The organism is Streptomyces coeruleoprunus (assembly GCF_039542925.1).
Classification (GTDB): domain Bacteria; phylum Actinomycetota; class Actinomycetes; order Streptomycetales; family Streptomycetaceae; genus Streptomyces; species Streptomyces coeruleoprunus.
The window spans coordinates 7626001-7652514 of sequence record NZ_BAABIT010000001.1 but is presented as its reverse complement, the minus strand read 5'-3'; the positions used below and the strand labels follow the sequence as shown (position 1 = coordinate 7652514).

Annotated in this window: 24 protein-coding genes and 7 pseudogenes; 17 read left to right on the top strand and 14 right to left on the bottom strand. The window is 69.0% G+C overall.

The genetic code is table 11. From position 1 onward, the window contains the following. Positions 1–866 precede the first annotated feature (866 nt). The 4 genes and pseudogenes from ABEB09_RS34215 to ABEB09_RS34200 all read left to right on the top strand — a co-directional run bounded on the left by ABEB09_RS34215 (position 867) and on the right by ABEB09_RS34200 (position 3566). Positions 867–1907, top strand: a complete 1041-nt coding sequence (locus ABEB09_RS34215) for a vWA domain-containing protein (protein WP_345685930.1) — start codon at positions 867–869, stop codon at positions 1905–1907. A 540-nt stretch (positions 1908–2447) separates the two neighbouring features. After that, positions 2448–2657, top strand: a pseudogene (locus tag ABEB09_RS34210) (IS5/IS1182 family transposase); the annotation flags it as partial. 72 nt (positions 2658–2729) lie between these two features. Continuing rightward, positions 2730–2975, top strand: coding sequence for a DUF2283 domain-containing protein (locus tag ABEB09_RS34205; protein WP_345685932.1), 246 nt, complete (start codon positions 2730–2732; stop codon positions 2973–2975). A 432-nt stretch (positions 2976–3407) separates the two neighbouring features. Beyond that, positions 3408–3566: a hypothetical protein gene (locus tag ABEB09_RS34200; RefSeq protein ID WP_345685934.1), complete on the top strand. Its 159-nt coding sequence runs from the start codon at positions 3408–3410 to the stop codon at positions 3564–3566. A gap of 549 nt (positions 3567–4115) precedes the next feature. Here ABEB09_RS34200 and ABEB09_RS34195 read toward each other — a convergent pair. The 3 genes and pseudogenes from ABEB09_RS34195 to ABEB09_RS34185 all read right to left on the bottom strand — a co-directional run. Beyond that, positions 4116–4995: pseudogene (locus tag ABEB09_RS34195) on the bottom strand (IS5 family transposase). A 43-nt stretch (positions 4996–5038) separates the two neighbouring features. Next, positions 5039–5656: a DUF1707 SHOCT-like domain-containing protein gene (locus tag ABEB09_RS34190; protein WP_345685936.1), complete on the bottom strand. Its 618-nt coding sequence runs from the start codon at positions 5654–5656 to the stop codon at positions 5039–5041. Between the two features lie 440 nt (positions 5657–6096). After that, positions 6097–7071: pseudogene (locus ABEB09_RS34185) on the bottom strand (helix-turn-helix domain-containing protein); the annotation flags it as partial. 95 nt (positions 7072–7166) lie between these two features. Here ABEB09_RS34185 and ABEB09_RS34180 point away from each other — a divergent pair. The 4 genes from ABEB09_RS34180 to ABEB09_RS34165 all read left to right on the top strand — a co-directional run bounded on the left by ABEB09_RS34180 (position 7167) and on the right by ABEB09_RS34165 (position 10245). Continuing rightward, positions 7167–7445, top strand: coding sequence for a hypothetical protein (locus tag ABEB09_RS34180; protein WP_345693791.1), 279 nt, complete (start codon positions 7167–7169; stop codon positions 7443–7445). A gap of 189 nt (positions 7446–7634) precedes the next feature. Next, positions 7635–8297 carry a DedA family protein gene (locus ABEB09_RS34175; protein WP_345693790.1) on the top strand — a complete coding sequence of 221 codons (663 nt, stop codon included), beginning with the start codon at positions 7635–7637 and terminating at the stop codon, positions 8295–8297. A 92-nt stretch (positions 8298–8389) separates the two neighbouring features. Next, complete coding sequence (locus tag ABEB09_RS34170) at positions 8390–9610, top strand: sensor histidine kinase (protein WP_345693789.1); 1221 nt, start codon at positions 8390–8392, stop codon at positions 9608–9610. Further along, positions 9601–10245, top strand: coding sequence for a response regulator (locus ABEB09_RS34165; RefSeq protein WP_345693788.1), 645 nt, complete (start codon positions 9601–9603; stop codon positions 10243–10245). Before ABEB09_RS34170 ends, ABEB09_RS34165 begins: the two co-directional genes overlap by 10 nt. A gap of 106 nt (positions 10246–10351) precedes the next feature. Here ABEB09_RS34165 and ABEB09_RS34160 read toward each other — a convergent pair whose 3' ends face one another. From ABEB09_RS34160 to ABEB09_RS34150, 3 genes are all read right to left on the bottom strand, one after another. Beyond that, the gene (locus ABEB09_RS34160) at positions 10352–10861 is read right to left on the bottom strand and encodes a recombinase family protein (protein ID WP_345694175.1); all 510 of its coding nucleotides are present in this window, start codon (positions 10859–10861) and stop codon (positions 10352–10354) included. Positions 10862–11106: 245 nt separating this feature from the next. Continuing rightward, on the bottom strand, positions 11107–11931 hold the full coding sequence (locus ABEB09_RS34155) for an alpha/beta fold hydrolase (RefSeq protein ID WP_345693787.1): 825 nt from the start codon (positions 11929–11931) through the stop codon (positions 11107–11109). Positions 11932–11976: 45 nt separating this feature from the next. Next, positions 11977–12597 carry a TetR/AcrR family transcriptional regulator gene (locus tag ABEB09_RS34150; RefSeq protein WP_345693786.1) on the bottom strand — a complete coding sequence of 207 codons (621 nt, stop codon included), beginning with the start codon at positions 12595–12597 and terminating at the stop codon, positions 11977–11979. A gap of 115 nt (positions 12598–12712) precedes the next feature. On the opposite strand from ABEB09_RS34150, the gene ABEB09_RS34145 reads away from it, so the two are divergent. The 3 genes from ABEB09_RS34145 (at position 12713) to ABEB09_RS34135 (ending at position 15061) form a co-directional block, all read left to right on the top strand. After that, the gene (locus ABEB09_RS34145; RefSeq protein ID WP_345693785.1) at positions 12713–13384 is read left to right on the top strand and encodes a DUF998 domain-containing protein; all 672 of its coding nucleotides are present in this window, start codon (positions 12713–12715) and stop codon (positions 13382–13384) included. 77 nt (positions 13385–13461) lie between these two features. Next, positions 13462–13674, top strand: coding sequence for a DUF4287 domain-containing protein (locus ABEB09_RS34140; protein WP_345693784.1), 213 nt, complete (start codon positions 13462–13464; stop codon positions 13672–13674). Between the two features lie 442 nt (positions 13675–14116). Next, positions 14117–15061 (top strand): hypothetical protein, encoded by a 945-nt coding sequence (locus ABEB09_RS34135; RefSeq protein WP_345693783.1) that lies wholly within the window; start codon positions 14117–14119, stop codon positions 15059–15061. Here ABEB09_RS34135 and ABEB09_RS34130 read toward each other — a convergent pair. The 4 genes from ABEB09_RS34130 to ABEB09_RS34115 all read right to left on the bottom strand — a co-directional run bounded on the left by ABEB09_RS34130 (position 15012) and on the right by ABEB09_RS34115 (position 17772). Further along, positions 15012–15452 (bottom strand): lasso peptide biosynthesis B2 protein, encoded by a 441-nt coding sequence (locus tag ABEB09_RS34130; RefSeq protein WP_380839561.1) that lies wholly within the window; start codon positions 15450–15452, stop codon positions 15012–15014. The two genes, ABEB09_RS34135 and ABEB09_RS34130, sit on opposite strands and share 50 nt — an antisense overlap. After that, positions 15449–15658 carry a lasso peptide biosynthesis PqqD family chaperone gene (locus ABEB09_RS34125; protein WP_345693782.1) on the bottom strand — a complete coding sequence of 70 codons (210 nt, stop codon included), beginning with the start codon at positions 15656–15658 and terminating at the stop codon, positions 15449–15451. Before ABEB09_RS34125 ends, ABEB09_RS34130 begins: the two co-directional genes overlap by 4 nt. A 28-nt stretch (positions 15659–15686) precedes the next feature. Beyond that, positions 15687–17546 (bottom strand): asparagine synthase-related protein, encoded by a 1860-nt coding sequence (locus ABEB09_RS34120; protein ID WP_345693781.1) that lies wholly within the window; start codon positions 17544–17546, stop codon positions 15687–15689. Between the two features lie 88 nt (positions 17547–17634). Next, positions 17635–17772, bottom strand: a complete 138-nt coding sequence (locus ABEB09_RS34115) for a lasso RiPP family leader peptide-containing protein (protein ID WP_345693780.1) — start codon at positions 17770–17772, stop codon at positions 17635–17637. 607 nt (positions 17773–18379) lie between these two features. On the opposite strand from ABEB09_RS34115, the pseudogene ABEB09_RS34110 reads away from it, so the two are divergent. Further along, positions 18380–18889, top strand: a pseudogene (locus ABEB09_RS34110) (transposase); the annotation flags it as partial. Between the two features lie 249 nt (positions 18890–19138). Here the strand turns inward: ABEB09_RS34110 and ABEB09_RS34105 are convergent. Next, a complete protein-coding gene (locus ABEB09_RS34105) occupies positions 19139–19549 on the bottom strand; it encodes a RidA family protein (RefSeq protein WP_229315252.1) in 411 nt (136 codons plus the stop codon). Between the two features lie 327 nt (positions 19550–19876). Continuing rightward, positions 19877–21121: pseudogene (locus ABEB09_RS34100) on the bottom strand (IS701 family transposase). Positions 21122–21430: 309 nt separating this feature from the next. On the opposite strand from ABEB09_RS34100, the gene ABEB09_RS34095 reads away from it, so the two are divergent. After that, positions 21431–22366 (top strand): MFS transporter, encoded by a 936-nt coding sequence (locus ABEB09_RS34095; RefSeq protein ID WP_345693779.1) that lies wholly within the window; start codon positions 21431–21433, stop codon positions 22364–22366. A 243-nt stretch (positions 22367–22609) separates the two neighbouring features. After that, positions 22610–23128, top strand: a complete 519-nt coding sequence (locus ABEB09_RS34085; RefSeq protein ID WP_345693778.1) for a HEAT repeat domain-containing protein — start codon at positions 22610–22612, stop codon at positions 23126–23128. Between the two features lie 463 nt (positions 23129–23591). On the opposite strand, the gene ABEB09_RS34080 is transcribed toward ABEB09_RS34085, so the two are convergent. Next, the gene (locus tag ABEB09_RS34080) at positions 23592–24182 is read right to left on the bottom strand and encodes a hypothetical protein (protein WP_345693777.1); all 591 of its coding nucleotides are present in this window, start codon (positions 24180–24182) and stop codon (positions 23592–23594) included. Between the two features lie 337 nt (positions 24183–24519). Here ABEB09_RS34080 and ABEB09_RS34075 point away from each other — a divergent pair, with 337 nt between their 5' ends. The 3 genes and pseudogenes from ABEB09_RS34075 to ABEB09_RS35075 all read left to right on the top strand — a co-directional run. Continuing rightward, positions 24520–25278 (top strand): hypothetical protein, encoded by a 759-nt coding sequence (locus tag ABEB09_RS34075; protein WP_345693776.1) that lies wholly within the window; start codon positions 24520–24522, stop codon positions 25276–25278. 198 nt (positions 25279–25476) lie between these two features. Next, entirely contained in the window at positions 25477–25704 is a 228-nt protein-coding gene (locus ABEB09_RS34070) for a hypothetical protein (RefSeq protein ID WP_345693775.1), read from the top strand. A 146-nt stretch (positions 25705–25850) separates the two neighbouring features. Then, positions 25851–26075: pseudogene (locus ABEB09_RS35075) on the top strand (ISL3 family transposase); the annotation flags it as partial. A gap of 159 nt (positions 26076–26234) precedes the next feature. Here ABEB09_RS35075 and ABEB09_RS34065 read toward each other — a convergent pair. Continuing rightward, positions 26235–26348: pseudogene (locus ABEB09_RS34065) on the bottom strand (transposase); the annotation flags it as partial. Between the last annotated feature and the right edge of the window lie 166 nt (positions 26349–26514).

The following is a 26514-nucleotide window of genomic DNA, read 5'->3' as shown; positions in this document are numbered from 1 at the left end:
CGCGCCCAGGCGGTGAGCTGACACTCGTCGGACGAGCCCTCCCGCCGCAGGGGACTCCCTGATCAGCCTGCCGCACACTCCACGCCGTGTCAGCTCGCCGCCACACACCGTCTGCGCGAGTAATGCTGGGGAGGCCGGCCATGACCAGCAGGGACGTGCGGTCCGGCTTCGCCCCGGACCGGTGTGCTGTTCGAGAGCGACGACCCCGGACGATGACTGAAACGGCAGGCACATCCCTGGGGAGAGCTCACACTGGAGGCAACGGCGACGACCGCCGGCACTCGTGGACAGAGCCCACGCAGGAGCAACGGCGAGGGCCGCCGGCGCGCTCGGCCTGAAGGCCGCTCAACACTCACCGTGGCAGCGCAGGCTGCCACCGGCGGCGAGAAGGCGTCCGCGAAAGCGGCAACGGCCTTCCAGCGGGGCCGTGCGGGCCCCGCCCAGTACACCACCCGCGAGAGCCACCACCGCCTCCCTAGGAGGCACGGGAAGAGCGCGGTTCAGGCGAAGACGCGTCCGTGCTCGTCGGACAGCGGGTGTGGGTCTCCCCCACCAAGACCAGACGTGGCCGGCTCACCCCGCAGCGACGGGCCACGCTGAGGGAGCAGGGCGGTGGAGTGGGGGGTGATGCCGCCGGCGGCAGGCGGTCGAACCGGCCGAGACACCCCCGGGCGCTGAAGGATTCCGGGCTGTCGCGGCCGCAGCCGGGGCCTCGTGCTGCGTCCCGGCTGCGCTCGTGCGCGTGTGGCTCCCCATCCGGTCCCGGGAGGGAAGATCGATTGTCAGTGGTGGGTGAGACGGTAGGGACATCGACATCGACATCGACATCGACATCGACATCGAGTCGCAACGAGGGGGAACCTGTCATGTCCGGAAACCAGAACTACATCAACCACGTCGCTCTTGTACTGGACGCCAGTTCGTCCATGTCCCACCTGAGCCGCAAGGTCGTCGAAGTCGCCGACCAGCAAATCGCCTACCTTGCCCGCCGGTCGAGGGAACTGGACCAGGAAACCCGCGTCACGGTGTACGTCTTCGCGGACAAGGTGGAGTGCGTCATCTACGACAAGGACGTACTGCGGATGCCGTCGCTGAAGCAGCTCTACCGGGTCGGTGGAATGACCGCTCTGCTGGCGGCCGCACTGAAGTCCCAGCGAGAGCTGGCACAGACCGCTCAACTGTACGGCGACCACAGCTTCCTGACATTCGTGCTGACCGACGGGCAGGAGAACGCAAGTCACCGCTGCCCGGACGCCCCCACCAGGAATGCACGTGAACTGGTCCAGGCCGTGGCCGAGATGATGGCAACGCAGGAGGACAACTGGACACTGGCCGTCCTGGTGCCCGACCAGATGGGCAAGCGCGAGGCCATGCAGTGCGGATTCCCGAAGGACAACATCGCCATCTGGGACGCCACCAGCACACAAGGCCTGGAAGAGGCCGGGCAGGTCATCCAGCAGGCCACCGAAAAATTCATGGTGGGCCGCACACAGGGCATCCGCGGATCCCGGGCGGTGTTCTCCACGGGCGCGGAAGCAGTCAACAAGGACACCATCAAGGCAGCCGGCCTCACCCCGGTCAACCCGTCGAAATACCAGCTGATCCCGGTGGCTCGTGAGGCCGCCATACGCGACTGGGTCACCGAATGCGGACACACCTACCGCACCGGCGGCGCGTTCTACCAGCTCAGCAAGTCGGAAAAAATCCAGGCACGCAAGCAGATCGCGGTACTGGAGAAGAAGACCGACCGCGTGTACACAGGACCCGAAGCCCGAGCCCTGCTCGGCCTGCCCGACATGGAAGTCCGCGTCAAGCCCGACCACAACGACGACTTCACCATCTTCGTACAAAGCACCAGCGTGAACCGGAAACTCGTACCCAACACCCGACTCCTCCTCATGCTCTGACACCCCCAAAAAACCCACACACCTCGAACAAACCCCGGCGGGTCCTACACGCTCCGCCCTCCGGCACCGGCACCGGCACCGGCACCGGCACCACAGTCATGGCCCGCGTTGATACGGACACGGCATAGAAGTACACGCCCGCTCAAACCCGCCACCGCCCACGCCATACCAGCGGCACCCCGCCCGGCGTCGGCGCCGCAACCCGGCATCGTCGGTCGGTTCGACCGGTCGGCCCAGCGTGGTCCGCTGCGCTGTGGCCGACCCGACCGCTGAAGTGCTCAGCACCCGAACGTGATCGGGCAGCAGACCGACCATGCGCGGCGGGGGGTACGTCTGCCGGGTGGACGGCCGGGACGGGGTGGCCAACGTGCGGCGCAGTTGCTGGACACGGAGGTCGGATGGCCCGCCACCGGGTACGGTGGCGGGCAGCCAGACGGGAGCGGCGTGGGGTGCCTGCGCGGAAGACGCCGGGCTGCCAGCGCTACGCGACCCACCCCCCCCTCCGCCGCCGGTGGATCCGCCGGGCCCCCCGCGACTGGAATCCGCGTGCCCTACCGGGGCCGCTGGAGCACGCTCCCGGCCGGCAAGCGAGCGGTGAACTCCTCCCACGCCAACATCCGCGCCATCGGCGAGCAGGCCAACGCCACTCTCAAAGCCTGGCGCCTCCTGCGCAAACTCCGTTGCAAAACCACCCGCATCACCGACATCGTCAAGGCCGTCCCGGCCCTACAACTCGCAGCGTCACTCTGAGACCGGCGAGACCGCTCACAGTGCGAACGAGGAAAACACCGACATCAACTACACCAAGGGAGCCAGCACACCGTGGCAGAGGTCAAAGTCACCTACGACAAGTCGGTGAACGCAGCGTACGTGTACTTCACCGAACCCCAGGCCCGAGTGCACTGCGCGAGCGTGTACGATCGCGACCCGGTGGACGTCGACGGCATGATCAACCTCGACTTCGACGAGCAGGGCCGCCTCATCGGCATCGAAGTGTCGGCGGCCAGTTCAAAACTGCCCGAGTACCCGCTCCAGTCCGCAAAGCGACTGGACACCGAAGACGCGTGAAGCAGTCGAGCACGGCAACCGCGGCCACCCTGCCGCGCTCTGCCGCAGGTGGGAAAACGCTCACTCCTCACGCTCCCCCTCGTGCCGTTCCGGCAGAAGCCGGCGGATGCGGCCGAGTCAACCACTGAACGGCGAAGCAACCGGTACGACGCAGGCCATCGGCAGGAGAAAGCGCCGCCCGCGCATCGAGCCTTGAAGACGGACGTGAGTTCTTCGGCACCGAAGACGATCACAGGGGTCAGCGCCCGACACAGCCGACTCCCGGCACCGCCCAGGCAACGCGGAGGACACCCGGAAACCTGGATCACAGCCGGCGAAACACCGCAGCACCGGCTGTCGCGTTTCGGCTGACGCCGAGCGGTACGGTCGCTGAGCCCCCGGACCGAACAACACGCGCATGCCACACTGGACCCATCCGAAGGAGGGGCCGCCATGACGGTGCAAAAATGCGGCGTATCCGTGCAGTTCTTCGACGACGAGGCCTATGAGGCGCAGTGCGTACTGCCAGCAGGGCACCCGGGCACCGTGCACAAGGATCCAGTCATCGGCGACTGGGACGAGGACGAGATCTACACCACCGGCCCCTCCTGATCGCTCGCACCCACCCCAGCCGGCCGGAATGGCGACCCGGCAGTGGACCGACGCGCACGACCACTTCCCCTGCGCTGCTGCCGCGGGGCAGTCCGTATGATCAAATCCCCACCGCCAAAGCCGGGGCGGCCGTTGTGAGACGCCTCCGGCGGCCTGCTGCTCTTCACCGGTTGTGCGGGATCCCGGAAGACGGTCCGCCTCACGCGGCGCCGTTTTTTCGGCATTCTCTTGCCATCGGACCGCACTGGGCACTGCACGGTCACGGCAATGCACAAACCCAGGCCCGCTGCCCCTCGCGCCCAGCCCCCATCGACGTGGGAGCCGTGGCGCCACACGCCACCCCCAGCTCGCTCCGACCCATCGGGGTCCCCTCCCCCGCACCGCGCAGAACACGTCACGGATGGAGCGGAACACCGACTGGAAAGCCAGACGACCGCCGGCGTCCAAACCAACACGCGCCAGCAGGCCGTCGACCACGAGGTACTCCTCCCAGGGCTCGCGCCCTGTCGCTCCGGCCAGCGCCCGGACTAGGGCGTGTGTGAGATGGGGCTACAACGTCTGGCGTATGAATGTGAGTTGGACGGTGGCTTCGTAGCGGACGGCGAGTTTTTCGTAGCGCGTCGCGACTCCTCTGGCCTGTTTGAGGAGCCCAATCCGGCACTCGACTTTGTGTCTGGCCTTGTATCGCTCACTGTCGAAGCCGGGCGGGCGGCCGCCGGTCGGAGCCCTGCGAAGGCGGTGCCCGGCCTGGTCGCGCTTCTCCGGAATGGTGTGCGGGATCTGCCGGCGCCGCAGGTACTCGCGGATCTGACGGGAGGAGCACGCGCGATCGGCCAGGACATGAGCAGGCCGGGTGCGCGGATGTTCGCCACCGATCCGCGGAACACTGATGCGGTCCATGACGTCGGTGAACACCCGGGCATCGGCCCGCTGTCCAGCGGTAACCACGGCGACCAGGACGTGAAAGGAGACGTCGACAGCCAGGTGAATGGCGGTCAGGGCGCCGCGTGAGCGGCCAAACGCGTGGTCGTCCGGCTCGGCCGCCAGGCCGCCGGAGTGACCCGGCCCGGATCAGCAGCCCTCCTTCTCCTCGCCCCGGCGGCGTGCTGGTGGACCCGGAAAATCGTGGAATCAACCGACATCTGCCAGAGGAGGTGCCCGGCAGCATCGGCCTCGACCTGCAGCTTTTTCAGGACTCTGGCCCACGAGCCCGTGCCCTCGATCTGTCGGCGGCGGAAGAGCGTGCATGCGGTCTCCACGGACCGTACCGCTCGGGTATGTCCCGCCACGGCGAGCCCGTGCGAGCGCGCCACCAGATCCCCTCGAAGACCTGCCGCCGATCCCGTGGCGGTCGCCCCATCATCCGTATCGGCGGCAACAGCCGCCCGAGCCACGCGCACTGTTGATCCGTCAGATTCCCACGAGGCATGCCAAGATCGTTTCAGATCTTGATCAACACCTCGGCACGCGCCCTAGCCTTGCGTCGGGTTGCTGTGCAGCTTACGCCGTTCCCGGTGGTTGGGGTGGCGAATGACCACCCCTCCCGGGCCACCGGACCCGGTGAGCCGGATCAGGGGAGTTCCCGGGAGCCGGTCGGATGTGGTCTCGTCCTTCAGGCCGCCGACGCCGGGATCCATGCCGCTGGTGTCCGCGACCCAACCGTCGGGAATGACAATCGTGACACCAGATGTCTCCCCGAACGCCTCCACTGCGACCTCCGTGAGGCGGCACTCAACCCGGGTGAAGTCGATCTTCACGCCCCCCACGCCTCCGTGAGCGATCACACGCCTGGGAACCTCCCAGCGCCCGGGGCCCCGGGACGCGCCGAACATGCCGCCCTTGAGCACCAGCGGCAGCCGGTCCTCCGAGGAATGCGGCCTCGGCAAGTCAGCGGTCAGGACGGCCAACTCGGCGTGAGTCCTGGACTTCAGCGCCTGCTCCAGGCGCGAATCCAGCTCATCGAGATCGATTCGCCCCTCGGCCGCCGCATCGCGCAACTGCTCCACCACTACTTCGCGGTCGTCGTGAGAGGCGCGGAGCTCGCCTGATGGAGCAGGGCGCGCAGAGGGCTCAGGAGGCTGGGCAGTCATAGCCGCAAGGATAAGCAGCCAGCGCACTGAGCGGACTGAGACCGCACATCTGAAAACACTGCCCAGCCTGTCCTCGAGGCCGGGAACGCGCTTGTCCTTCCACACCTTGTCACCCCGTACCGGCAAGGGAGGTCATCGATCGTCACGCCGGGACCGTCCCAGCACCCACGCATGGCAGCGAACCCGGCCAAAGCCGGTGACGGGGCCTGGAACGCTGCGACCGCTCGGACGGCCCCGTGATCCACCAGTGGCTCCGTCGTCCCCGCCCACTCCGGCGGCCCTGTCGCAGGGGCCGCCTTCGCGACGGGACGACGGGTGGCCGGAGCGGTCTTCCGGCTGGGCCGTCGCCGTGGCCTGTTCCACGCCCCACTCGCCAAGCACCGCCCTGCCCTACGGGCCGACCGCACGCCGCCCACTGCGCTGCGGTGCTCAGGCGGTGCTCAGGCGGTGGGGGGCGACGGCAGCCTCCCCGGTGGGGCGCCTTCGTAACCGGTCGTAGGTTCCCCCGAGTGCGAATTCCTTGGAGTCCTGGGTGCGCTGCCGGCGATCGAGATCGACAGTCCGTCGGTCAGCCATCGATGCGCCACCGTCATGTTCAGCACCCGCCCGCCCGTAGCGGTGCCGACCAGGGCCCAATACCGCTCCAGGCGGGGATCAAAGCCGGACGAGCGCGACACCAGCCCATGCAGGTATGCGCGGAAGGCGGGGGTGTCCGACTCCTGCCGGGCTCGTGCGTGGGCGGACACGAACGCGTCCACCGCGTCCCCTGCGCCGGGCGGCAGCCCCTGGGCCAGAGCGGCGGCCGTCAGGGCGGCGACTTCGTCGATCTCCGCGTAGAAGGCCGGGCCGTCCCTCATCTCCTCGTCGTGGTCTTGAGTCCAGCGGGTGAAACTGGGCGTCGATATGAGCAGGTGCAGCTCGGCGTAGGCCAGGACCGTAGCGGGGACCGGGTCCTGCGGCGGGGCGGGCGCCAGCATTGCGATCATGATGTCGAGTCGACGCTTGGGCATGGCCGCGGACAGCTCGCGGTACCAGTGATCAGTGAGCGTGCGATGCGCCTGCGGGAGCCGCTGCACACGGGACAGTACGTCCAGACGCCGGAGCCGTTCCTCGGCCGGGCAGTCGTCCAGCGACTTGAGCGTGGCCTCCCGCCACCGCAATTCGGTCAGCCGCTCCTGCACCACTTCAAGCTCGGTTGCCACCAGTTCGCCGAGCGTGCACTCACCCGTGACCACCTGCGTGATGGTCGCGATCGGGGTCTCCAACGCCCGCAGGCGCCTGATGAGCCGGATCCGCTCCCACGCCTCGGGGCCGTAACGCCGATGACCACCCGAGCTACGGACCGCCACCGGCAGCAGACCGCTGTCGGAGTAGTAGCGGAGGGTCTTGACCGGAAGACCTGTTCCAGCCGCGAGTTCACCGGTCCGAGCGGGCCACGCCTGCCAGCCTGCACACCGGCCTCGCGTTCGCCCGCGAAGAGATCCAGGAACTCAAACGCGAGCGCGACGCCTTGAAGCACCGCGTCCAACTCGCTCTGGGCGCCGAGATCGACAGCGCGGCACCAGCCGAGGTCGTCCACGGGATCCAGGACCTGGAACACCGGAATCAGGCCCTGGCCGGAGACCTCGCCGAGGCTCGCTCCCGAGCGGAAAGACTCGCCGAACAACGTGAGGAAGCAGAAGAAGCCATTGCCTCGCTGCGGCTCGCCCTGCGCAAGGCGATGCGTGCAGTGCCTCGATCTGCCGATTCGTGCTGGGGTGGTTGCCCGCCCGATATCACCCCGGCGTGAAGCGACGCATCGCCCGTCCGAGTTCGACTTGATGCGCCGCACGTACGGTTTTCCGCAGGGTGTCCGGTGCGGGTAACCGCACTGGACTGGACGGTAATCCTCATACCGCCGATGGCCTGTGATTTCTAGCTTGGGTGGGGTAGTCCGGGCGCCAGCCCGGACGGCCGGCCCGTCAGCTTGGAGACTCACATGCACCTCACGTCCTTGGCTGTGCCTCAGGAACCCGCCGACGGCATCGCGCGCTGGGCCGCCGATCTCGTTGAGACCATGGGTGGTCCCGGTGCCGGCCTGGCCATCGCGCTGGAGAACCTCTTCCCGCCGCTGCCGAGCGAGGTGATCCTGCCGTTGACCGGGTTCGCCGCCGGGCAGGGAGTTCTCACCCTGGCCTCGGCTCTGTTCTGGACGACGCTCGGCTCGGTTGCGGGAGCCATGGTCCTCTATTGGATCGGCATGCTCTTCGGCCGTGAACGCATGCACGCGATCTGGGCGAAACTGCCGCTGGTGAAGGCTTCCGACCTGGAGCGCACGGAGGGCTGGTTCGCGAAGCACGGCACCAAAGCAGTCTTCCTCGGCCGCATGGTGCCGATCTTCCGCAGCCTCATCTCCGTCCCCGCCGGGGTGGAGCGCATGCCTCTGCCCGTGTTCGTCATGCTGACCACGCTCGGCAGCCTGATCTGGAACGCCGTCCTGGTGATGGCCGGTTACTGGTTGGGCGCCCAGTGGGAAGTCGTGGAGACCTACGTCAGCATTGTCTCCAAAATAGTGCTGGTTCTGGTCGTCCTCGCCCTTGCGGTGTATGTGGCCGTACGGCTGCGCGGTCGCGTCCAGGGCCGGCACCGCCGCGCTTCATGACCCGCCACAGGCAACTCCGCACATTGGTCCCGTCCAGCGCGCGGCACAAGCGATCTTGCTCCGGTTATAGAGCCGCACTAGGCTCAGCCCCCGTGCAGGGGGACTCCGCAGGCATCACCGACCATCACATGCCAGGCTCACTGGGACAGGACGACTCCAGCCAGGGCGACGCCGCGAAACTGCCAGCCTCCTGGCCGCGTCGGTGCGCCGGTACATTCCTCGGCTGTATCACGGCCCTGCCCGGTTTCCTCTACTTCCTCATCGTCGGCACCGCCCTCGGCCCATTCCTGCTGTGGCCGCCAACGCGCACCAGCGCGCTCGGCATCCTGGTCGCCGGAGCCCGCCGGCTGACGACCCTCGAACGGATCCGCCGGGCCGCCTTCTTCGGCGACCGCTTCCCCGAGCACTACGAGGTGTCCGACCAGAAGATCCTGCGCTACCTGGCAGGGCACGCGCTCGCAGGGCTGGTGAGCAGTGTCGTCGTTGCCCTGCTGGCCTTCGGTGTCGTGCTGGCGGGAGCGCTCATGGGGGGCATGCTCCAGGGAAGCCTCCGCTGGCACAACGTGTTGGGGCAGATGGTCCTCGGCGGAGTCCTGCTCTTCCTTGACCTGCAGGGGCTGTACTCGCTCGCCGAGCTGGATGCGCGAACTGCCCGTGAGTGCTTCGGGCCCTCCGAGCAGGAGCTGCTGCGGCAGCGCGTCCACGAACTAGCCGCCAGCCGGGCAGCGGTCGTGCAGGCAGTGGACTCCGAACGCCGGCGTATCGAGCGGGACCTCCACGACGGAATCCAGCAACGCCTGGTGGCACTGGGCATGCTCCTCGGCCGGGCACGCCGGGGACGCAGTCCCGAGCAAGCAGACACCCTGCTGCGCCAGGCACACCAGGAGTCCCGGAACATCCTCGCCGAACTGCGCGAAGTGACCTGGCGGGTCTATCCCTCGGCCCTGGACAGTCTGGGGCTCAAGGAGGCGCTGGGCGGAGTGTCCGAGCGGTGCAGCATTCCCGTCCGTACAGAGTTCGACGTCACTGAGGAGTTGCCTCAGCCGGTGGAAACCGCTGCGTACTTCATAGTGTCGGAGTCCGTGACCAATGCGGCCAAACACTCCCGCGCAACGACCGTCTCCGTGCGGGTGGTGCTCCATGGCAGGGTGCTCACGGTGCGAATCCAGGACAACGGCGTAGGCGGCGCGGATCCCACGGGCAGCGGGCTGAGCGGACTGCGCAGCCGGGTGGCCGCGCTCGATGGCGTCCTGCGCGTCGACAGCCCCGGAGGGGGACCCACCACCATTACCGCGGACCTGCCATGCGCCTGATGATCGCCGAGGACTCGACCCTGCTGCGTGAGGGGCTGGTCCGGCTCCTCTTTGAGGAGGGACACGAGGTCCTGGGCGCGTTCGGTGACGCCGATGCCCTGCTGGCGGAGATGGCCTTGCGGCGACCCGACGTCGTGGTCCTCGACATTCGGATGCCGCCGACACACACCGACGAGGGGCTGCGTGCGGCGTTGGAGATTCGGGACCGGTGGCCGGAGACCGGCGTACTGGTGCTGTCTCAGCACATCGAGCGCAACTATGCGGCGCAGTTGCTGGCCTCCAACGCGGAACGCGTGGGATACCTCCTCAAGGACCGTGTCGCTCAGGTCGAGGAGTTCCTGGATGCGTTGGAACGCGTCCAGGCGGGCGGCGCTGCCATCGATCCCGAAGTCGTGCGGCAGCTGGTCATCCGCACGACGCACGGAGATCCGCTGACCCGCCTCACGCCCCGCGAACGCAGTGTCCTTGAGGCCCTGGCCCAGGGGCACACCAACACGGCGATCGCGCAAAAGCTGCACATCTCTCTGAGTTCGGTGGAGAAGAACCTCAACATGATCTTCGAAAAGCTGGAGCTGTCGCACACCACCGGATACAGCCGACGGATCCTGGCGGTCCTGAGGTATCTGGAGTCGTAGGGCGCCGGTGTGCACGCGGCGGAAGCCCTCGGCACGGCACAGACGCTGCCTCTTCTGCCGGGTAGGCGCCTGACTCCTCTCTCCAACCTCAGCCGCAAAGTAGGGGTCAGGGCTCCACGGTGGGGTTTTCTTGGGCTGGCGGGGGACGGTCTTGGTCTTGTCGAGGTGTCCGTGCACGTCGACCTCGGCACACGGAACATGTCGGCGATCTGCTGGACAGTCTTCTCCCGCCCGTCGTAGAGCCGCTGGGCGAGAGCGGCCTGATCCGCGGTGAGCTTCTTCGGTCGGCGCCCGCCGACCCGGCGGCGGGCTCGTGCGGAGGCGAGCCGTCCTTGGTGTTCGCCACGATCAGCTCGCGCTGGAGCTCGGCGAGTACGGACAGTATCCCGAAAATGGCCCGCCCCTCCATGGTGGCGGTGTCGATGCCCTGCTCGATGACGTGCAGCCCGATGCCGCGCTCGCGCAGTTCAGCGCCGAGGGTCACCAGATGCAGCACGGAGCGGGAGAGCCGGTCGAGCCGGGTGACCTTCAGTGTGTCGCCCTCGCGCAGCAGTCGGAGGACGAGATCGAGCTTCGGGCGGGACGCCTTCGCGCCGCTCGCGGTGTCGACGTGGATGTTCTGGCGGTCGGCACCGGCCCGAAGTAGGGGGTCGATCTGGTGATCGGGGTTCTAATCGGCGGTCGAGACCCGCGCGTAGCCGATGAGCATGTGTCGGAATCCATCGGCCGGACCGTTCACCGACGCTGATTTCCGAAACAAGTTGCCGACAGTCCCCACCTGCGGGTTCGTGATCACGGCCCTGAGTGTCGGCAGACGGTCGTTTGCCGACACTCGGCCATGCCGCTTCTGGGCGCCGGGAGTCAGGCCTGCTTGGCGGTGGGAGGTTCGGCGGTGTCGCGGAGGAACCGTTCGAGCGCCCCTCGCAGGATGTCGGGTTGTTCCAGATGGAGGTCGTGTCCCGTCCCGGGGACGCTCATGGCCACCGTCTCGGGTCGTTGCTGGAGCATCCTGCCGGATTCCTCTGGAGTGATGATGCCGGATTGGCCGAGAACGACCAGCGTCGGGCAGGCGATGCTTGCCCACTCGTCCCAGTAGGAACGCTGGGCGTCCTCGGCCAGGGAGTCGACCATTACGTCGCGGTCGAAGCGCGGCCACCATGCGCCGTCACGCTCTTCCAGTCCGGCGGCCCAGCCCTCGCCGACCGGACCGCCGCCGAGGAACGCTGTGGCAGCCTCTCTCGATGGGAACGGGGCCGGCCACGAGTCCAGCCATCTGCCGATCCCAGCGGGAACATCCGGACTCGGCCCGCCGGGTCCGGCCTCGACGAGTACGAGTGCGCGGACGCGGTCGGGATGCGCGGCGGCGGTGAGCATGGCGGTGTGGCCGCCGAGCGACTGGCCGATCAGGACGGGCTGCCGGAGGTGCAGTTGATCGAGGACCGCGATGACGTCGGCGACGTATGCGGCGCGCGAGCGGTCTTGGGGGTGCCGCTCGCTGGAGCCGTGGCCGCGCTGGTCGACTGCGACGACATGGTGCCGGGGGCTCAGGTGTCGGGCGATGGCGTCCCATTCGCCCGCATGGCCGGCCAGTCCGTGCAGCAGGACAACGGGGCGCTCCACTCCGCCCCAGTCGCGGCAGGAGATGCGTACGCCGTCGCGGACAACGGTGCGCTCGGACCAGGTCATGTGGCCCCCTCATGGGTGTGTCGGTGGAGTGTGTGTCGGCGGCGGTCAGCGGTAGGCGGCGAGAAAGATCCGGACACCGGCGGTGGCGTAGTGGTCGAGCTCGGACTCGGTGTGCTGAGGGCTGCCGTGGAACATGGCCTTGTTCACGGGGATCCACAGCAGCAGGCCGGAGAAGTGGTTGGCGGCCAGGAGCGGTTCATCGCATCGGAGCAGTCCGTGGTCGGCGAGGCGCTGGAAGGTGGCCGCGAGGCTGGCCAGGACCCGTTCGAAGCCCTGCTCGTACCAGTTGGCGCCCAGTTCAGGGAAGGCGTCCGCGTTGGCGATGACCAGGCGCCGCAGCTGAAGAACCTGGGGCTGGGTGAGTGCGGTCAGGAACTGGCGGGCGAGACGGGTCAGGTTCTCTTCCAGGGTGTCGGCGTCGGCCGGGATATCGGCCACCAGATCGACCATGCCGTCGATCCGGTCGGTGGTGGCCAGGACGATCTCGGCGAACAGCTTCTCCTTGTCGGAGAAGTGCTTGTAGACGGTCTGCTTGGACACCGCGGCCAGCTTCGCGATGTCGTCCATGCTGGTGCCGGAGTAGCCCTTGCTCATGAATGCGCTGGTCGCAGCCTCCATGATCGCCTGGCGCTTGAGCGCTGACCGGCCGTGCTCGCTTGATTCCATGACGCCTCCGGATTAGTACTGGACAGTCCAGTTTTTACGTGAGTACTGTACCGTCCAGTTCCACTCAGTACCATACCGTCTAGTTCCGTTCTCTCCTTGTCGAGGAAGACATCACATGACCCAGACCATCAGTGCCCCGATCGCTGCGTCCGCCTCGGCCCGGCCGACCACACGGGCCCTGCTGACCGGCGCTGCCGTGGCCGGCCCGCTGTTCCTGGGCGCGGGCCTGATACAGGGCCTCAGCCGCGACGGTTTCGACTTCACCCGCAACGCCCTCAGCCAGCTGAGCCTCGGCGACCTCGGATGGATCCAGGTCACCACCTTCCTGTTCACAGGCATCCTGGTCATCGCCGGCGCGGTCGGGATGCGCCAGGCGCTGCGCGATACACCTGGCGGCACCTGGGCGCCACGGCTGATCGCCGTGTTCGGCGCTTCGTTCCTGCTCGCCGGTGCCTTCGCCGCCGACCCGGGCGCCGGATTCCCCGCCGGAGCCCCCGAGGCCCGCGCCGCCTCCCTGAGCACGGATGGCGCCGTCCACATGTTCAGCGGCATGGTGGGATATCTGGCGCTGTGCGCCGCATTCCTCGTGCTGGCCCGCCACTTCGCCGCCCAGAACCGACGCGGATGGGCCGTCGCCTCCCGCATCGCGCCGGCGGGAATCCTCGCGGGGTTCGTCGGCTCGTCCGCCACCGTCCTGGCCTTCACGGCCGGCGCCGGACTCGGCCTCCTCTGGCTCACCATGGTCACCATCCGACTGATGGCCGCATCGCCCGCGGCGCGGCGGTAGCCCCCCTTGCTTCGCCCCCGCTCCCGGCACGACGACAATCCAAGATCACTAAGCACGCACGGACCGGATTCAGCAGCATGGCCGAACCAGTGAAGGGCCCTGCCGGCTACTTCCCCTCGATCGAGAGGAAGTACGGCCGCCCGATCGCCGAGTGGAAGGACCTGATCCGCTCCTCACCCCTGACCAGGCACATGGAGCTCGTCACCTGGCTCACGACCGAGCACGGCCTGGGCCACGGCCACGCCAACGCCCTCGTCGCGCACACCCTCGCCGAAGACAGCGCAGAGTGAACCCGCCTCACCCCGCACCAGGAACACCATGCTCTCTCGCGTGATCAACCGCGGGAGGCCGCGTTGCCTGCGCGGTCCCTGGTCGACCGGGAGTGGGGCACGGCAACCGACAGCCCGAGGTCGAGCCGCTTGCTCATGTCGAGGCGGAAGGTTCCTGCGCAGCCCTGGGCTGTGAGGTGGCCGACCTGCTGCAGGCGGAACCGGTCGCCGCCGCGGGCGCTGCGCTGGAGACGCTGAAGCCGGCGGTCGGGCAGGGCTCGCAGGCCGGCAGCGGGAGCCGCCCGGTTCCGCGGCAGCCAGGCACCGGCCCGGCACGGCGCGCGCTTCCGCCGAACTGATGCCGGCGGCGGTGGCGGTGACGGGGTCGTGCGGGCTGTGCGCGACGTGGGGTGTGGTCACGAGCACGGGGGTGTGCCGGGAGTGCCGCCGGGAGACCTCTGAGATGCGCCAGCAGCGCCGGGAGCGGAAGGCCTGCCGCCGGTGCGGGTGGGAGGCGGTCGTCGGTACGGACGGGACGTGCCGCTGCTGCCGCGCCGCCGTCCGCCTGGGCGAGGACGAGGAGTGGCTGGCCGCCGAGCTGCAACGCCGCGATCTGGCCCCGGGCCGGCCGCTCCAGCTGGCCATCGAGGTCGACGGCCTGCGCCTGAACGCCCGTCCACTGCGGCAGCCGCGCGGGAAGGTCCCGGTGAGCCGGCCGGTGTGGGCTCGCTACGGCCCGCCACCGCCGGAGGACAACCCGTCGGTGTGCGTGGAGGAGGTTGCCGGCCGGCTCGGTCTGTTCGCCCCTTTACCCCGCACGTTCACCCGCGAGCACGGCCGCCGCATCGCCGAACGCGCCATCGACGGCCTGCCCACCGTCCTCAACGAGCTCAAGCACCTGGCGGTCGAACGCGGGACCGGACCGACTTGGATGGTTCACACCGGCGGCGGGGCCCGCCTCGCACTCGCCTCTCGCCCGCCCGACGAGCACCTGGTCCGCCCTGAGGCCCTCGCCGACCTCCCGCAGATGCGGCCCACCATCCTCCTGGCTCTGCGGCGCACCGGACTCCTCGCGCCAGCCCGGCCGCGCATCGCGCCCCGCTGGATGTCACGGACGACGGGCAGCTGCGCCGACTGCCTGGCCTGGACGAACTACGAAGACCAGCGGTGCGCCCGCTGCCTGAACTGGCGCCACGTACACCCGATCGGCACCTGCCACCGCTGCGGACGCCTCCTCCCCGTCCCCGACGACCACTGCCGCCGATGCGTCCTCCTGCTCGCCGAGACCGCATCCGGGTCCCTAGAGGGTCTCGAGGGAGAAGATCGCGTCGTTGCAGACCCGTGGGCACGGGTCTGCTTCACTTGCCGGGGTCTGGCGCGTGGTTTGCCGGTGTGTCCGGGACGGTGACCATCGGCAGGTAGGTGGCGATGTCCTGGGGTTCGTCGACGGGTCTGCCCTCGGCCTCCACCCAGGCGTGCGCCCCGAACGGTGAGGTGCGTACCCCGCTGCACCAAGTGGGCCAGTGGCCGCGCATCCGGCACAGCAGGGCGGTGGCCAGGGAGCGTGGGAGGCAGTAGCGGCCCGCGCACAGCGTGCTGACAGCTGTTACTTCCCGCCGTGCCCGCAGAGCCTCGGCAAAACGTGCGGGCCTGGCGCCTCGCCGGGCCAGGCCCAGTACTGCACGGATTCGGCGCGGTGGCAGGTGGGCGAGGAGCCGGGCGGCGGCGACGGCGGCGTGGACCGTGAGCCGGGTGCCGAGCCCGGGGCGGGTACCGTCGGTGTCCAGGATCTGACTCACGAGTCGGTCACCAGCCTCTCTTTCACGAGGTGTGCGACCAGTGCCTTGACGTCGGCGGCGGCGCGCTCGGGGGTGACCGGGCGGGTGGCGGCGAGCCGCTCAGCCACCTGCTCGGGCGTGGCGCCGTCCAGCAGCGCCTTCACCACGAGGGCGCCGGTGCCGTTCAGCTGCCAGTAGTGCCCGGCGCGTTCATCGAGCAGGACCATGCTGTCGCCTGTGGCGCAGGCGGTCACATCAGCGCGCAATCGGTGCACTGTTCATCTCCCTCGTGTCATCCAGGGTGTACTGGTGCTCCAGGCCACGCAGCCACGCCTCCACTCCCAGCGTGGTCTCGAATTCCGCGATCCCGCCGATGAGTAGTTGGGGCGAGAGCAAGGCGCGGCGCAGTGCGTCTTCGTCAGCCAGTCCGGCGGCCACCAGGCGGGAGTCCTCGGCCCAGGCGGCGAGCGTCTGTCGGTTGCGGCGCAGGCCGTTGTGCCATTCGTATCCGAAGTGGTCCTTGGTGGTGCGGCGCAGGATGGTCTCGGGCACCAGGCCGTGCATGGCGGCGGCGAGGAGCGGTTTGTAGGACCAGGGGCTGGCGGCCTCGTGCGGGCGGGCGGCGAGCGCGGCTGCGATCACGGCGTCGTCGCAGAACGGGCTGTGATACGGCAGCCTGGCGAGCTGTCCGCAGTGGGCCAGAGGGCCGGCGAGTCGGCCCCCGCGCTGCGCGGCGGCGAGCCAGGCGTGCCGCCCGCGGTCAGGGTGCAGCGGTTCGGTGGCGTCCCGGGCCGCGCCGAGCAGCCGCTCACCGCACAGCTGTACGGTCTGCTCGCTCGCCCAGGGCGGAAGGTAGGGGCGCAGCCCCCAGCGCAGGTCGTCTGCGGCCACAGGCGTGCGCAGCAGTCCAGCGGCCTCGGCGAGCCAGGCAGCGTATGAGCCCCGGTCCAGCAGCGCCCTGGTGATCGCCCCGAGGGGCCGGCGGTGTCGCGCGCGCCACCCGGCCGCGTGGCGCAGGCCGGCTGCGGGTGACCGCCGCAGCAGACCGTGCACATACGAGGGTTGCGACTGGATGACCTGGTCCCCGCCGAAGCCGGACAACCGCAGCCGGGCCCCGCGCGCCCGCATCTGCTCGGCCAGGTACCGCTGCTCCACCCGCGTACGCACGATCGGGGACGGCTCGTCGCCCAGATCCACGCGCTCGTCCAGCCCGCTGAACTGGGCGGGCACATCGGCCGATTCGAACACCAGATGCTCGATGCGGGACAGGGACCCAGCGGCCCGGGTGGCATAGAGGCGGTCTTCGTTGGTGGGTGCGCCCGCGTCCATCGTGACGGTGACCAGCCGGGCGCCCGCCTTCGCCGCCAGGAAGCACAGTGAAGTCGAGTCCATGCCGCCGGACAGGTCCGCGCCCACTACCTCGTCCGGTCGGACCCGCAACGCGACCGCCCGCTCGAGTTCCTCCCGCAGCCCGGAGGCGGCCTGGTCCAGGGGCAGTTCGTCCGCCGGCGGCCGCCACCAGCGCCGGGTGCGCATCTCGCCGCCGGGTGCCAGCTCCAGAGCAGTGCCGGGCAGTACGGCATGCATGCCACGCCACAGCGCGCCCCAGGCGAGCGGGTGCGGAACGGTGTCACCGGTGAGCCGCAGCGCCAGCTGCGCGGTGTCCAGCTCCGCCGCGGTCAGCCGGGCGAGGATGCGGGCCTGGTCGGCGCAGACCGTGCCGCCGCCGGCCTCGGCCCGGTACACCCTGCGCTGCCCGGAGAAGCTGCCCCGCACGTACGTGTGCCCCGCGACGGACGCGAGAACATGGAAGCAGCCGTGGGCATCCGAAAGCGCCGGCTCGATGTGCGCGGTGTCCCTGATCTTCCGGGCCCGCGCGGCCAGTTCGGCGGCCTTCAGGGAACACGTCCCGGCGACCGCCAAGCGCACGTCACCGACGGCGCAGGCAGTCAGCTCCTCGTCCGGCCAGCAGCCGACCAGCCACGGACGGCCGGAAGCATGCGGCACGACCCGGAGCACGGCCGGGCCGGCCAGGTTCCGCAGACGATCGAGGAGACCGGGTGAGAGATCCCGGTCGAGAAGAACAACGAACCAGCAGGCCGACGTGGCGCCCATCGACATCTCCAGAGTGGCGGACGAGTGACAGCGTGGCACCGGGTGCCGGCCCAGGCATTGCGGCCAGGACCGGCACCCGCCGGGATCATCAGAGCCACAGGCCGACCGGGAAGTCGGGCCAGTCCCCGAATTCGCCCTGGGTCAGCTCGGCGAACGGCCCGACCTCGGCCAGCAGCGGCGGCTCGTACACATCCACGGTCTCGAAGCTCTGCAACGTCTCCTGCACAGCGATCACCTCCGGTCGCACGAAGGCGGAACTCCCGCCTCCCGCAAGCAAGTTAGGCAGACCCGTGTACCCCACAGCCAGCCACGCCGGGCTAATCCACCTGCAGGAGGGAAAGCAGGTCGACACCCAGCAACACGCGCCGGGACGTGCACCACCGGCTCACAGAACCAAGACACGACACAACAACCCGCCCGGCGCGCTTGCCGCACCACGGGAAGCTCCTCACTGCCTTCCGCACACCGTCCACGACACCCGGAACAGGTTCAGACGCTCCCGGCGGCGCCGATCAGATCCCCTCCCAGCCCGCATCCCGTACACCGGGTGCCCGATGGTGCCGCTGCATCCGTCGCCCAGATCGAGGACGCCAACGCGGATGAACCCCGCCTTCACCAGGACACGGCCAGAGCGGGGTTGTCGGGGGGCCTGGGCCTCGATCACCTCGATGCCGGCGGCGAACAGGGCCGAGGTTGATCATCGGCGGCAGCGGCTTCCTGGGAGCCGAGCTGATCCGGCAGGCGAGCGCGGCCGGGCACCCCACGGCCGCGACGTACGCGGCCAAGCCGGGCAATGACCTCCCAGGCCGAGTGGTACGCCCTTGATCTGCGGGATGCGGGACGCCTGGACTCCGTCGTGCCGAGGTGCGCCCGCAGCTCGTCGGAACGTCAACATCGACTCCACTTCCGTGCGGGCTCACCAACACGCCGCCGGCGCACCCAAGAACCCGCCACCCGCCCCACCCAGCTCGTCAAAAGGGGCTCTGCGAAGATCAATTCTGCTGCGCGCGCATCACCCTGGGGATCCTGCTGAAGGAGGCGGTGCGCCAGGTGAAGCCCCTGGCCGCTCCCGCGGCGGACTGACGACCAAAATCCACCTGGTTGCGGAGGGCCGCTGCCGCCCGCTGTCCCTGCTCGTCACCCCGGGACAACGGGCGGACTGCACCCAGTTCGAGCCGGTCATGGACAAGAGCCGTGTTCCCCGCGCGGGGCTCGGGCGTCCCCGCCGCACCCCGGACAGCGGGAGCGCCGACAAGGCGTACAGCAATGGCAAGATCCCCATCTACCTCCGCAAGCGCGGTATCCGGCACGTGATCCCGGAGAAGACGGACCACAAGGCCGCGCCTGCGCCGGGGGTCATGTGGTGGACGGCCCCCGGGCTTCAACAAGGACCGGTACAAAGATCGCAACACGGTGGGGCGGGCCATCGGAAGGCTCAAACAGTTCAGAGCCGTCGCCACCCGCTACGACAAGCGCGGGTACGTCCATCTCGGCACCGTCACCGCTGCCGCCCTCCTCGTTGGGCTCCGATCGTGACCGGAGCCGGAACCCAGGCGGGGCGGTTGGTCCCTCGGCAGGGATGGCCCGTCGGCTCAGGAATCAAGCACGGCGGCGACGGCTTCGATCTCTACGAGCTGGCCGTCATAGCCGAGCACGGTGACACCCATCAATGTGCTGGGCACGTCGTGGTCACCGAACGCGTCCCGGACAACCTCCCACGCCGTCACCAGGTCCTCCCGCCGGTGAGAGGCAACGAGAACACGGGTGCTGATGACATCGTGCAGTGACGCACCCGAGTCCGTCAGAGCGGTCCGCATGTTCTCCACAGCCCTGGCCGCCTGCCCCGCGACGTCCCCGATCGCCGCAGTGGAGCCATCCTCATTCAGAGGACATGCTCCGGCCAGGAAGATCAGCCGCGACTCGGCCGGAGCCGTGGCCGCGTAGGCGTACTCCGCAACATCGGACAGGGAGGCAGAACGAATCAATGTGACAGCACGCGGCACGGGCTTCCTTTCGCAGCAGTTCCGGGCACTCAGGACCTTCTCAAAGGTCGACTCCGCGTTCGACACATTTTCCTGGCCCGTCGACTCCCGTGATGGGCCGCTGCCGTCAGCCGCCCGATGGATCTCACGTGATCGAAGAGACATCCCCTAGTACTCCAGCAGGATTTCGCTGTCTGACCTGGTCTTTCGCCGGGTGGCGGGAGTACAGCGGGACTTGGATCGTGCGGGGGCGGTCTCACGGAGAGCGCCCCTCGATCGTGCGACAGCGCCGCAGTTAGTGGCAGCGGCGGGCGACGGCTTGGCGTCGTCGGCGCCATCTCGACCAGCTCAACGCGTGATGTCGTTCGCGGTGGCCCCGAAGGTGTGGGGGCCTGGGATGACAAGCTGCCAGGAATCGCCGAACCTCCGCCACTGTGAACTCGATGCCCCCGGCCGCCTCATCGGTGCCATACCTTTTTCCTGGACCTGTTGCGCCGTGGCGGCCAGGAAGGCGTGGGCGAGCATGGCGAGGGTGATGTGCCGGTATCAACCGACGTAGCGACGGACTTCGTACTGGTCCAGCCCGCACTCGTTCTTCGCGGCCTGGAAGCACTCCTCGATCGCCCAGCGTGTCCCGGCGATCCGCACCAGCTCCTGAACCAAGGGTGCGTAGGCGAGGTAGTAGGCGATCTCGTCGGGCCTGCGGATACCGCGGCGGGCCAGTGCCCACCGCATCCGATGGGGGACCTCGCCCTGGTAGTCGAACTCGTCGACGGCCGGCAGCCGCACCGCCGCCCAGTGGTAGACGCGAGGGCCCTTCGCGCCGTCACCGCACGAGATCTTCTCCCATGCCTCGTCCGGCGCCTGCGCGAACAGGCCGTCGATGCGGGGGCAGCCCACGGTGAACCGGGACTTGGGCACGGCCAGCACGTAGCCGACCCCGGACTGCTCCAGCAATCGGCGAAAGCGGCTCTCCTGTCCGTAGGCGGCGTCCGCAGTGACCCACGAGATGGGCAGCGACGAGGCGAGGGACCGCAGCACGACGCGGCGGGCCAGTTGACCCTTGGTCGCGAACTCTCGCTCGTCGGGAACGCGGGCTGCCCGGCAGCGTTCCCGGTCCTCGGTCCAGCTCTTGGGAAGGTAGAGCTCGCGGTCGACCAGGGCCCGGCCCAGGGTGGTGGCGTAGGCGGCAAAGACGCCAATCCGGCAGTTCTCGGTGCGGCCGGCGGTTCCGGAGTATTGGCGCAGGACCCCGGCGGAGGTGGTGCCTTTCTTGATGAACCCGGTGTCGTCGATGATGAGGACGCCACCACTCACGCCGAGCTTGTCGGCGACGTATTCCTGCAGGTCGTCGCGGATTTCGTCGGGGTTCCACTTCGCTCCGGCGAGCAGGTGCTGCAGGCCGTCGGGGGTTGCGTGGCCTGCCTGCTCGGCCAGTTGCCAACTGTTCTTCCGGGCCACCGGAGCGAGCAGGCTGCGCACGTAGTCGCGCATGCGACGGCGTAGCTCCACCCGGCTGAACCGATGGCCGATGGTCACGAAGAGGTCGTCCAGGTCCAGGTTCCACTGCTCGCCAACCCGCGCGCTGGTCACCTGAGGAAGCTGCGCCGCCGCTGCCACTACTTGCGGCGCTGTCGCACGATCGAGGGGCGGCCCGCCCGAGACCGCCCCTGACTCCTCCGCAGCCCGCCACACTCCAGCCGCCCAGCGAAACCCGCAGGTCAGACGTCAAAATCATGCTCCTGCTGGAGTACTAGGCGACCCCAAGGGTACGGCTCCGCCCCGCATGGAGGATGATGCGCGGCGGAGGGGATTCGAATGCGTTCAGAAATGCGGGATCAGGTGCAGGCAGGGGCCCCGTGGCAGGCACAGGTTCCGGCCCGAGCACAGACGCGGGTGCGGGTGAGAGACCGGTTCGGCTCGGCGTTCACGGCGTCGGTCTCGGTGCTGTTCTTCGAGGCCGTGATCGGATCGATCGTGTTCTACGTGTGGATGGAGACCCAGGAGGTCCCGGCCCTCGGCTACAACCTGTTCAACATCTTCTTCCTGTTCGTCATGGGATTGATCGGAGTGGCGGCCGGGGCGATCGGCGCCGTCCTGCTGTCGGTCGCCGTGGTGATGCCGCTCGTGGCCATCGCCGGATGGCTCGGCCGCACGGTCTCCGGGCGTGACGTCTGGTGGTGGATCCCGCTCCTGGCGGCCGCCGGCGGCACCCTGCCGGGGCTCGTCTCGGCGTCGATCGTGCCCGCCGGGTTCCCGGAGAACGTCTCGTCGGGCCTCATCGGGTGGTTCATGGGCGCTGCGGCGCTCGGCGTCCCGGCGCTGGTCGTCCGCAGGCTGGTGCTGCCGGACCGCCCGCGGGTGTCCGGCATCGCGATGTTCGGCTGGGTGGCGCTGTACGGGACGCTCGGCGTCGTCGTCACCGGCGCGCTCGCCGGTGTCGCCCTCTACGCCGGGATCGGGTACGAGCCTCCGCGGCTGACCGCGGAACGGCTCGCCGGGACGTGGTCCGACGGCAACGGCGGGAGGATCACCTTCACGGCGGACGGCAAGGTCACGGCCGACGGGGTCAAGACCTTCGGCGTCGACGACGACCGTCACGACGCGGGGCAGCCCTGCACCGGTGCCGGCACCTGGGTCCACCACCCGGGCGACGGGTCGTGGTCCCAGAATGTGGGGGTCTCCGTCGACGCCTGTGATGGGAGCCTGGGCCCCTGGGAGGTGTTCGGGACCCCCGAGCACCCGAAGCTGTACGTGCTCGTCGGCGACCCCGACGCCTGGGACCTGTACATTCTGGAGCCCGACGACCAGCCCCGCGAGGAGCCCGTCAGGGACTGAGGCGGCCGAAGCGTCCGCGGTGGAACAGGAGCGGCGCGGTGTCGCCCTCCGCGCCCAGGGCCTCGACCGTGCCGATGACGGGCGGCCCGCCCAAGACCGCCCCTGACTCCTCCGCAGCCCGCCACACTCCAGCCGCCCAGCGAAACCCACAGGTCAGACAGCAAAATCCTGCTGGAGTACCAGCAGCCGGTGACGCGCCAAGCTCTTCAACCACAACATCACGGCATGGGAGGTGATCAGGCGATGACGCCTGAGGAGCAGGATCTGGTCATGGGCCTGGTGTTCGTACCGGGTAAAGGCCGGAGGCGTACGCTCGACGAGGTGCTCGCCCACTTCGGCGAGTCCGACGGTGGGGTCCTGGCGCTCCGGCTACTCCGGGACGCCATGGAGCGCCGGGACGCCGACGACGTCGGGATGGCGTTGATCGTGAAGGCCTCCGCCGGCGCCTCTGGCGAAGAGTTCCTGGAGCCGTTGATCGAGCTGTCCCGTGCCGACTGGCACACTCGCCACGAGGACGTCGTGTCCATGCTGGGCAAGCTCCGCTCGCTCAAGGCGGTGCCGACACTGGGCGAGGTGGCTCGCTGGGTTCCCGAGTACCTGAACTGGGACGAGAACCGGGCGCTCGCGGTGAAGGCGATCTGGGCTCTCGGCGCCATTCCCGGCGCGGAGGCCCGGGAAGCCCTCGAGGGGTTGCGCGACGACGAGAACGAGATCATCCGTGAGAACGCGGTGAAGCAGCTCGCACGCCGCGGCGAGCTCTGACCGCGGAGTCGCAGCCGTTCATCCGGAACGCCCAGCCGAGTTTCCTCGGCCGGGCGTTCCGACCAAGATCAATCTCGCCGAGATTTCCTGTACCTCAACTACTGACGGGATGTCGCACAAACCACCCGCCGGGCCGTGAGTGACTCCCGAACTCATCGACATTCACCAAGGGACCGGCCCACGCGGTGACGCTCGAAGCCGTCGACAAACGACTCCCGTTCTCGGGCTCTGGCACAGCTTCCGTGGAGCGGCGCTGTACGAACTGGTCCGTTACGGCGGGCCCAGCCTACGACGTGCGGGGGCTGCGACATCGCCGGGCTGACCCACCGAGTGCCGGCGAGACACTAAAGAAGTTCAACGGCTCTGTGGTGGGTGCCTCGGCAGGTGACAGGTGTTCTCGGGGCTGATGCGGTGCGGGCCCCGACCCCGGAGCGGGGCCCGCAAGCAGGGTGCCGCGCCCGGGTCAGGACCAGGTGATGCCGTCGTGCGTGGCCTTCTCCGCTACGTCCGCTGCCTTGTTCAGCGCCACGTCCCGACCGCCTGCGCCGTCGGCGTTGTAGGCGGCGTCCTGAGCGGCGTCGGCGGCGTTGAAGAGCTTGTCTTCCGTCGCGCTGGCCTTGGTCATCCTGGTGAGGCCGTCGGCGGCCAGGCGGGCGGCCTCGGCGGCCGCCTGCGCGTCGCTGGCTGCCAGCGAGGCGTCCTCGGCCGTCTGGGCCTTCTCGGCGGCCTGCTGGGCGGTCGTCACGGCCTCCCGGATGTCCTGGAGGTCACGGGCGTCCTCCGAGCTCGCGGGGTCGCGGATCTCGATCGCGCGGTCCTCGTAGAACTGGGCGCGCAGGCCGACGCTGAGGGCGCGCTTGGCGTGGCAGTCCCTCTTGGCCTTGTCGTCGGTCGCCCCCAGGTCCTCCTGCTCCGGCGTGCACAGCACCGGCGGCTCGGGCGCCAGGACGCGGACCGGAGCGGCGGTCGTACCGACAGCGTGGGCCGGTACGACCAGCCCCACGATCGCACACGCACTGGCCAGTGCCGCGGCTGCGGAAATACGCCTGCTCATCAAGAAAGCCGCGAAGCGGCCCGTCGCGGAGCCCAACCGGATCACCACGGCGGCCGTCCCGGCCAGGCCCGCTTCTTCACCCGGACGGACGGCACACGGCCCGCCACGACCCGGCCTCTCCTCCGAAGAAGTCCCGGCCACGAAGCAGACCTGCACAGGGGCATGAGGGTGAGCACGTTTGCCGGGTTCTGTCGCTGTTCTTGTGACTGGTTGCCCGGGCCATCGCAAGCGGCTGGGAGAGGGTGACTGGCGTGATGATGCTGGATGGGACCCGGTAGGGTTGTGATCTTCGGTTGGCGGAAGCCACCCGGAGTCCCCTGAGGCTGTGCCGACAACGATGAACCTCGACGACACTCCCGCACGGCTCCGAGTCGACCGTGCTCTGGACTGCCTGGACGTCACCTTTCGCGGAATGACCGCCAGCAGCGACGAGACCCAGTGTGACTGCCACTGGGGCAGCGAAGAAGAACTCGCGCAATTGAAGGTCCCGGACGTGGTGCTCGACCCGGACCTTCTGCGTCGCACCTGGGATGCCCCCGACTGGAACGACCATGGCGCGGTGCTGCGCCGTATCCTGCCTCAATTCGCCAGGGCGCTGGTCAGTGGCCTCGTTGAGCCCCTATTCGGCATGGACGAGGTGGGACGTTCGTTCGCTCGAGGCCACTGGCGCCAGTGGCCCGCGCACCAGAGCGCGGCGGTGTGGGAGTTCCTGCATGCCTGGTGGGCTCACACCCTCACTGAACCGGATCCCGCCGTCCCCGTGCATGAGGTCCTCGCGCTGTGCGCCGAGGCATCTGCCACGCTCAGCCCGTGGCTCAAGACCTGGGAGGCATTCGAACACCGCGTTGCAGACCGGCACCTGGCCGAAGCGGCTGCCCACTGGGAGTACGACCTGCTGGGCGATCAACTTCCATGGGACGCCTGGGACAACGCAGATGCCCTGCGCATCGAGCTCGCGGCCTGGCTGGTCCGTCACGCTCCTGCGCGGCTTCAGGCCCAGGATGTACCCGAGGAACTGCTTCACCGCATACGACTCATCGGACTCACCGGCCCCGCCCGCTGGGAGGACCCGCACTGGCCCAACCACCGCTATTGAGCCGGCTTCGTCGCACCGCTTTCCCGAGCGTCAAGACGCACCGAATGGGCCGCGTCACAAGATCGGCGACAGAGCCCGTTGCCGCCCACCGGGCTGTGCCCTTTCACACGAACGCTGACAGCGGTCGTCGTGACGGCGGCGACGTGGTCGTCGTAGCCGTCGGGATCCACCTGCCGGCCTTCGTCGTCGAACGCGGGCTTGCGCAGCGCGGAGATCCACGCCGACGGCCCCGAGCTGGCGGGGCTGATCGGTGAATCCGGCGCGCTGCTCCTGGCCGACTACATCAGCGTCGTGCCCGATGAGCACACCGACTGCGTGTCCGGGTACGTCCTGGGGCAACTGGTGACCGTAGCGAGCCGGCACCTCAAGCACTGGTGCCTGACGGACGTAGGGCGCAGGCGGCGTGGGTCGCGGCGGACTCCCTGATCGAGTGCGTGCAGGAGCCGACCGGACCAGTTCCTCGTCGACGTCCGCGGCAACGTCGGCACCGGGATCGGGGGGCCGCCGCCTGACGCCGGGTGTGATATCCGCCGCACGGTGCACGCAGTGGTGCGCACCGGTGCGATCCGCCAGGGCAGCGTCTGACCGACGGGCTCGACGCCCTCCGGCAGGACGACTTCCCAGCCTCCACACCCTCGCCGCCGGCATCGACCGTGACGCCGTCATCGCCGGCCTGACGCTCCCCTGGAACTCCGGCGCCGTCGGAAGGCCACGTCAAACGGATCAAGATGCTCAAGCGCCAGATGCTCGGCCGAGCCGGCTTCGACCTCCTGCACAAGCGTGTCCTGCTCGCATGACGAAGCCCTGCAACCTCTCACCGCAGGAACAGCTGTACCGGCTCCTCGTACAGATCGACTTCGCACGGCCTGCGACCAAGTAGCCGGTGTGGTTGAACCGGTTGTTATGAACCGGCGGCCGACGTACTCGCCCTTGCCGGAGGCCCCGATGATCGAGGCCGCGCCCGCGTAAGCCTTCAGGCCATCGGCGGTGGCGAAGCGAGTCCGGTCGCTCCCCACCTCGGCCAGGAGGCGGGCGCCGGTGCTGGGCCCGATGCCGGGAAAGCTGATCATGATCGGCGCGTCGGGGTGGCTGCGGAAGGTCCACTCGACCGCCTTGGCAAGCTCGTCGACGGCCTTGCAGACGGCATTGAGCAGACTCAGCGGGGCTTTGGCCTGGATTGCCCCATGGCTTCCTCGACTGCGAGCAGCCGACGGGCTGCGGGCTGCGGGCTGCGGG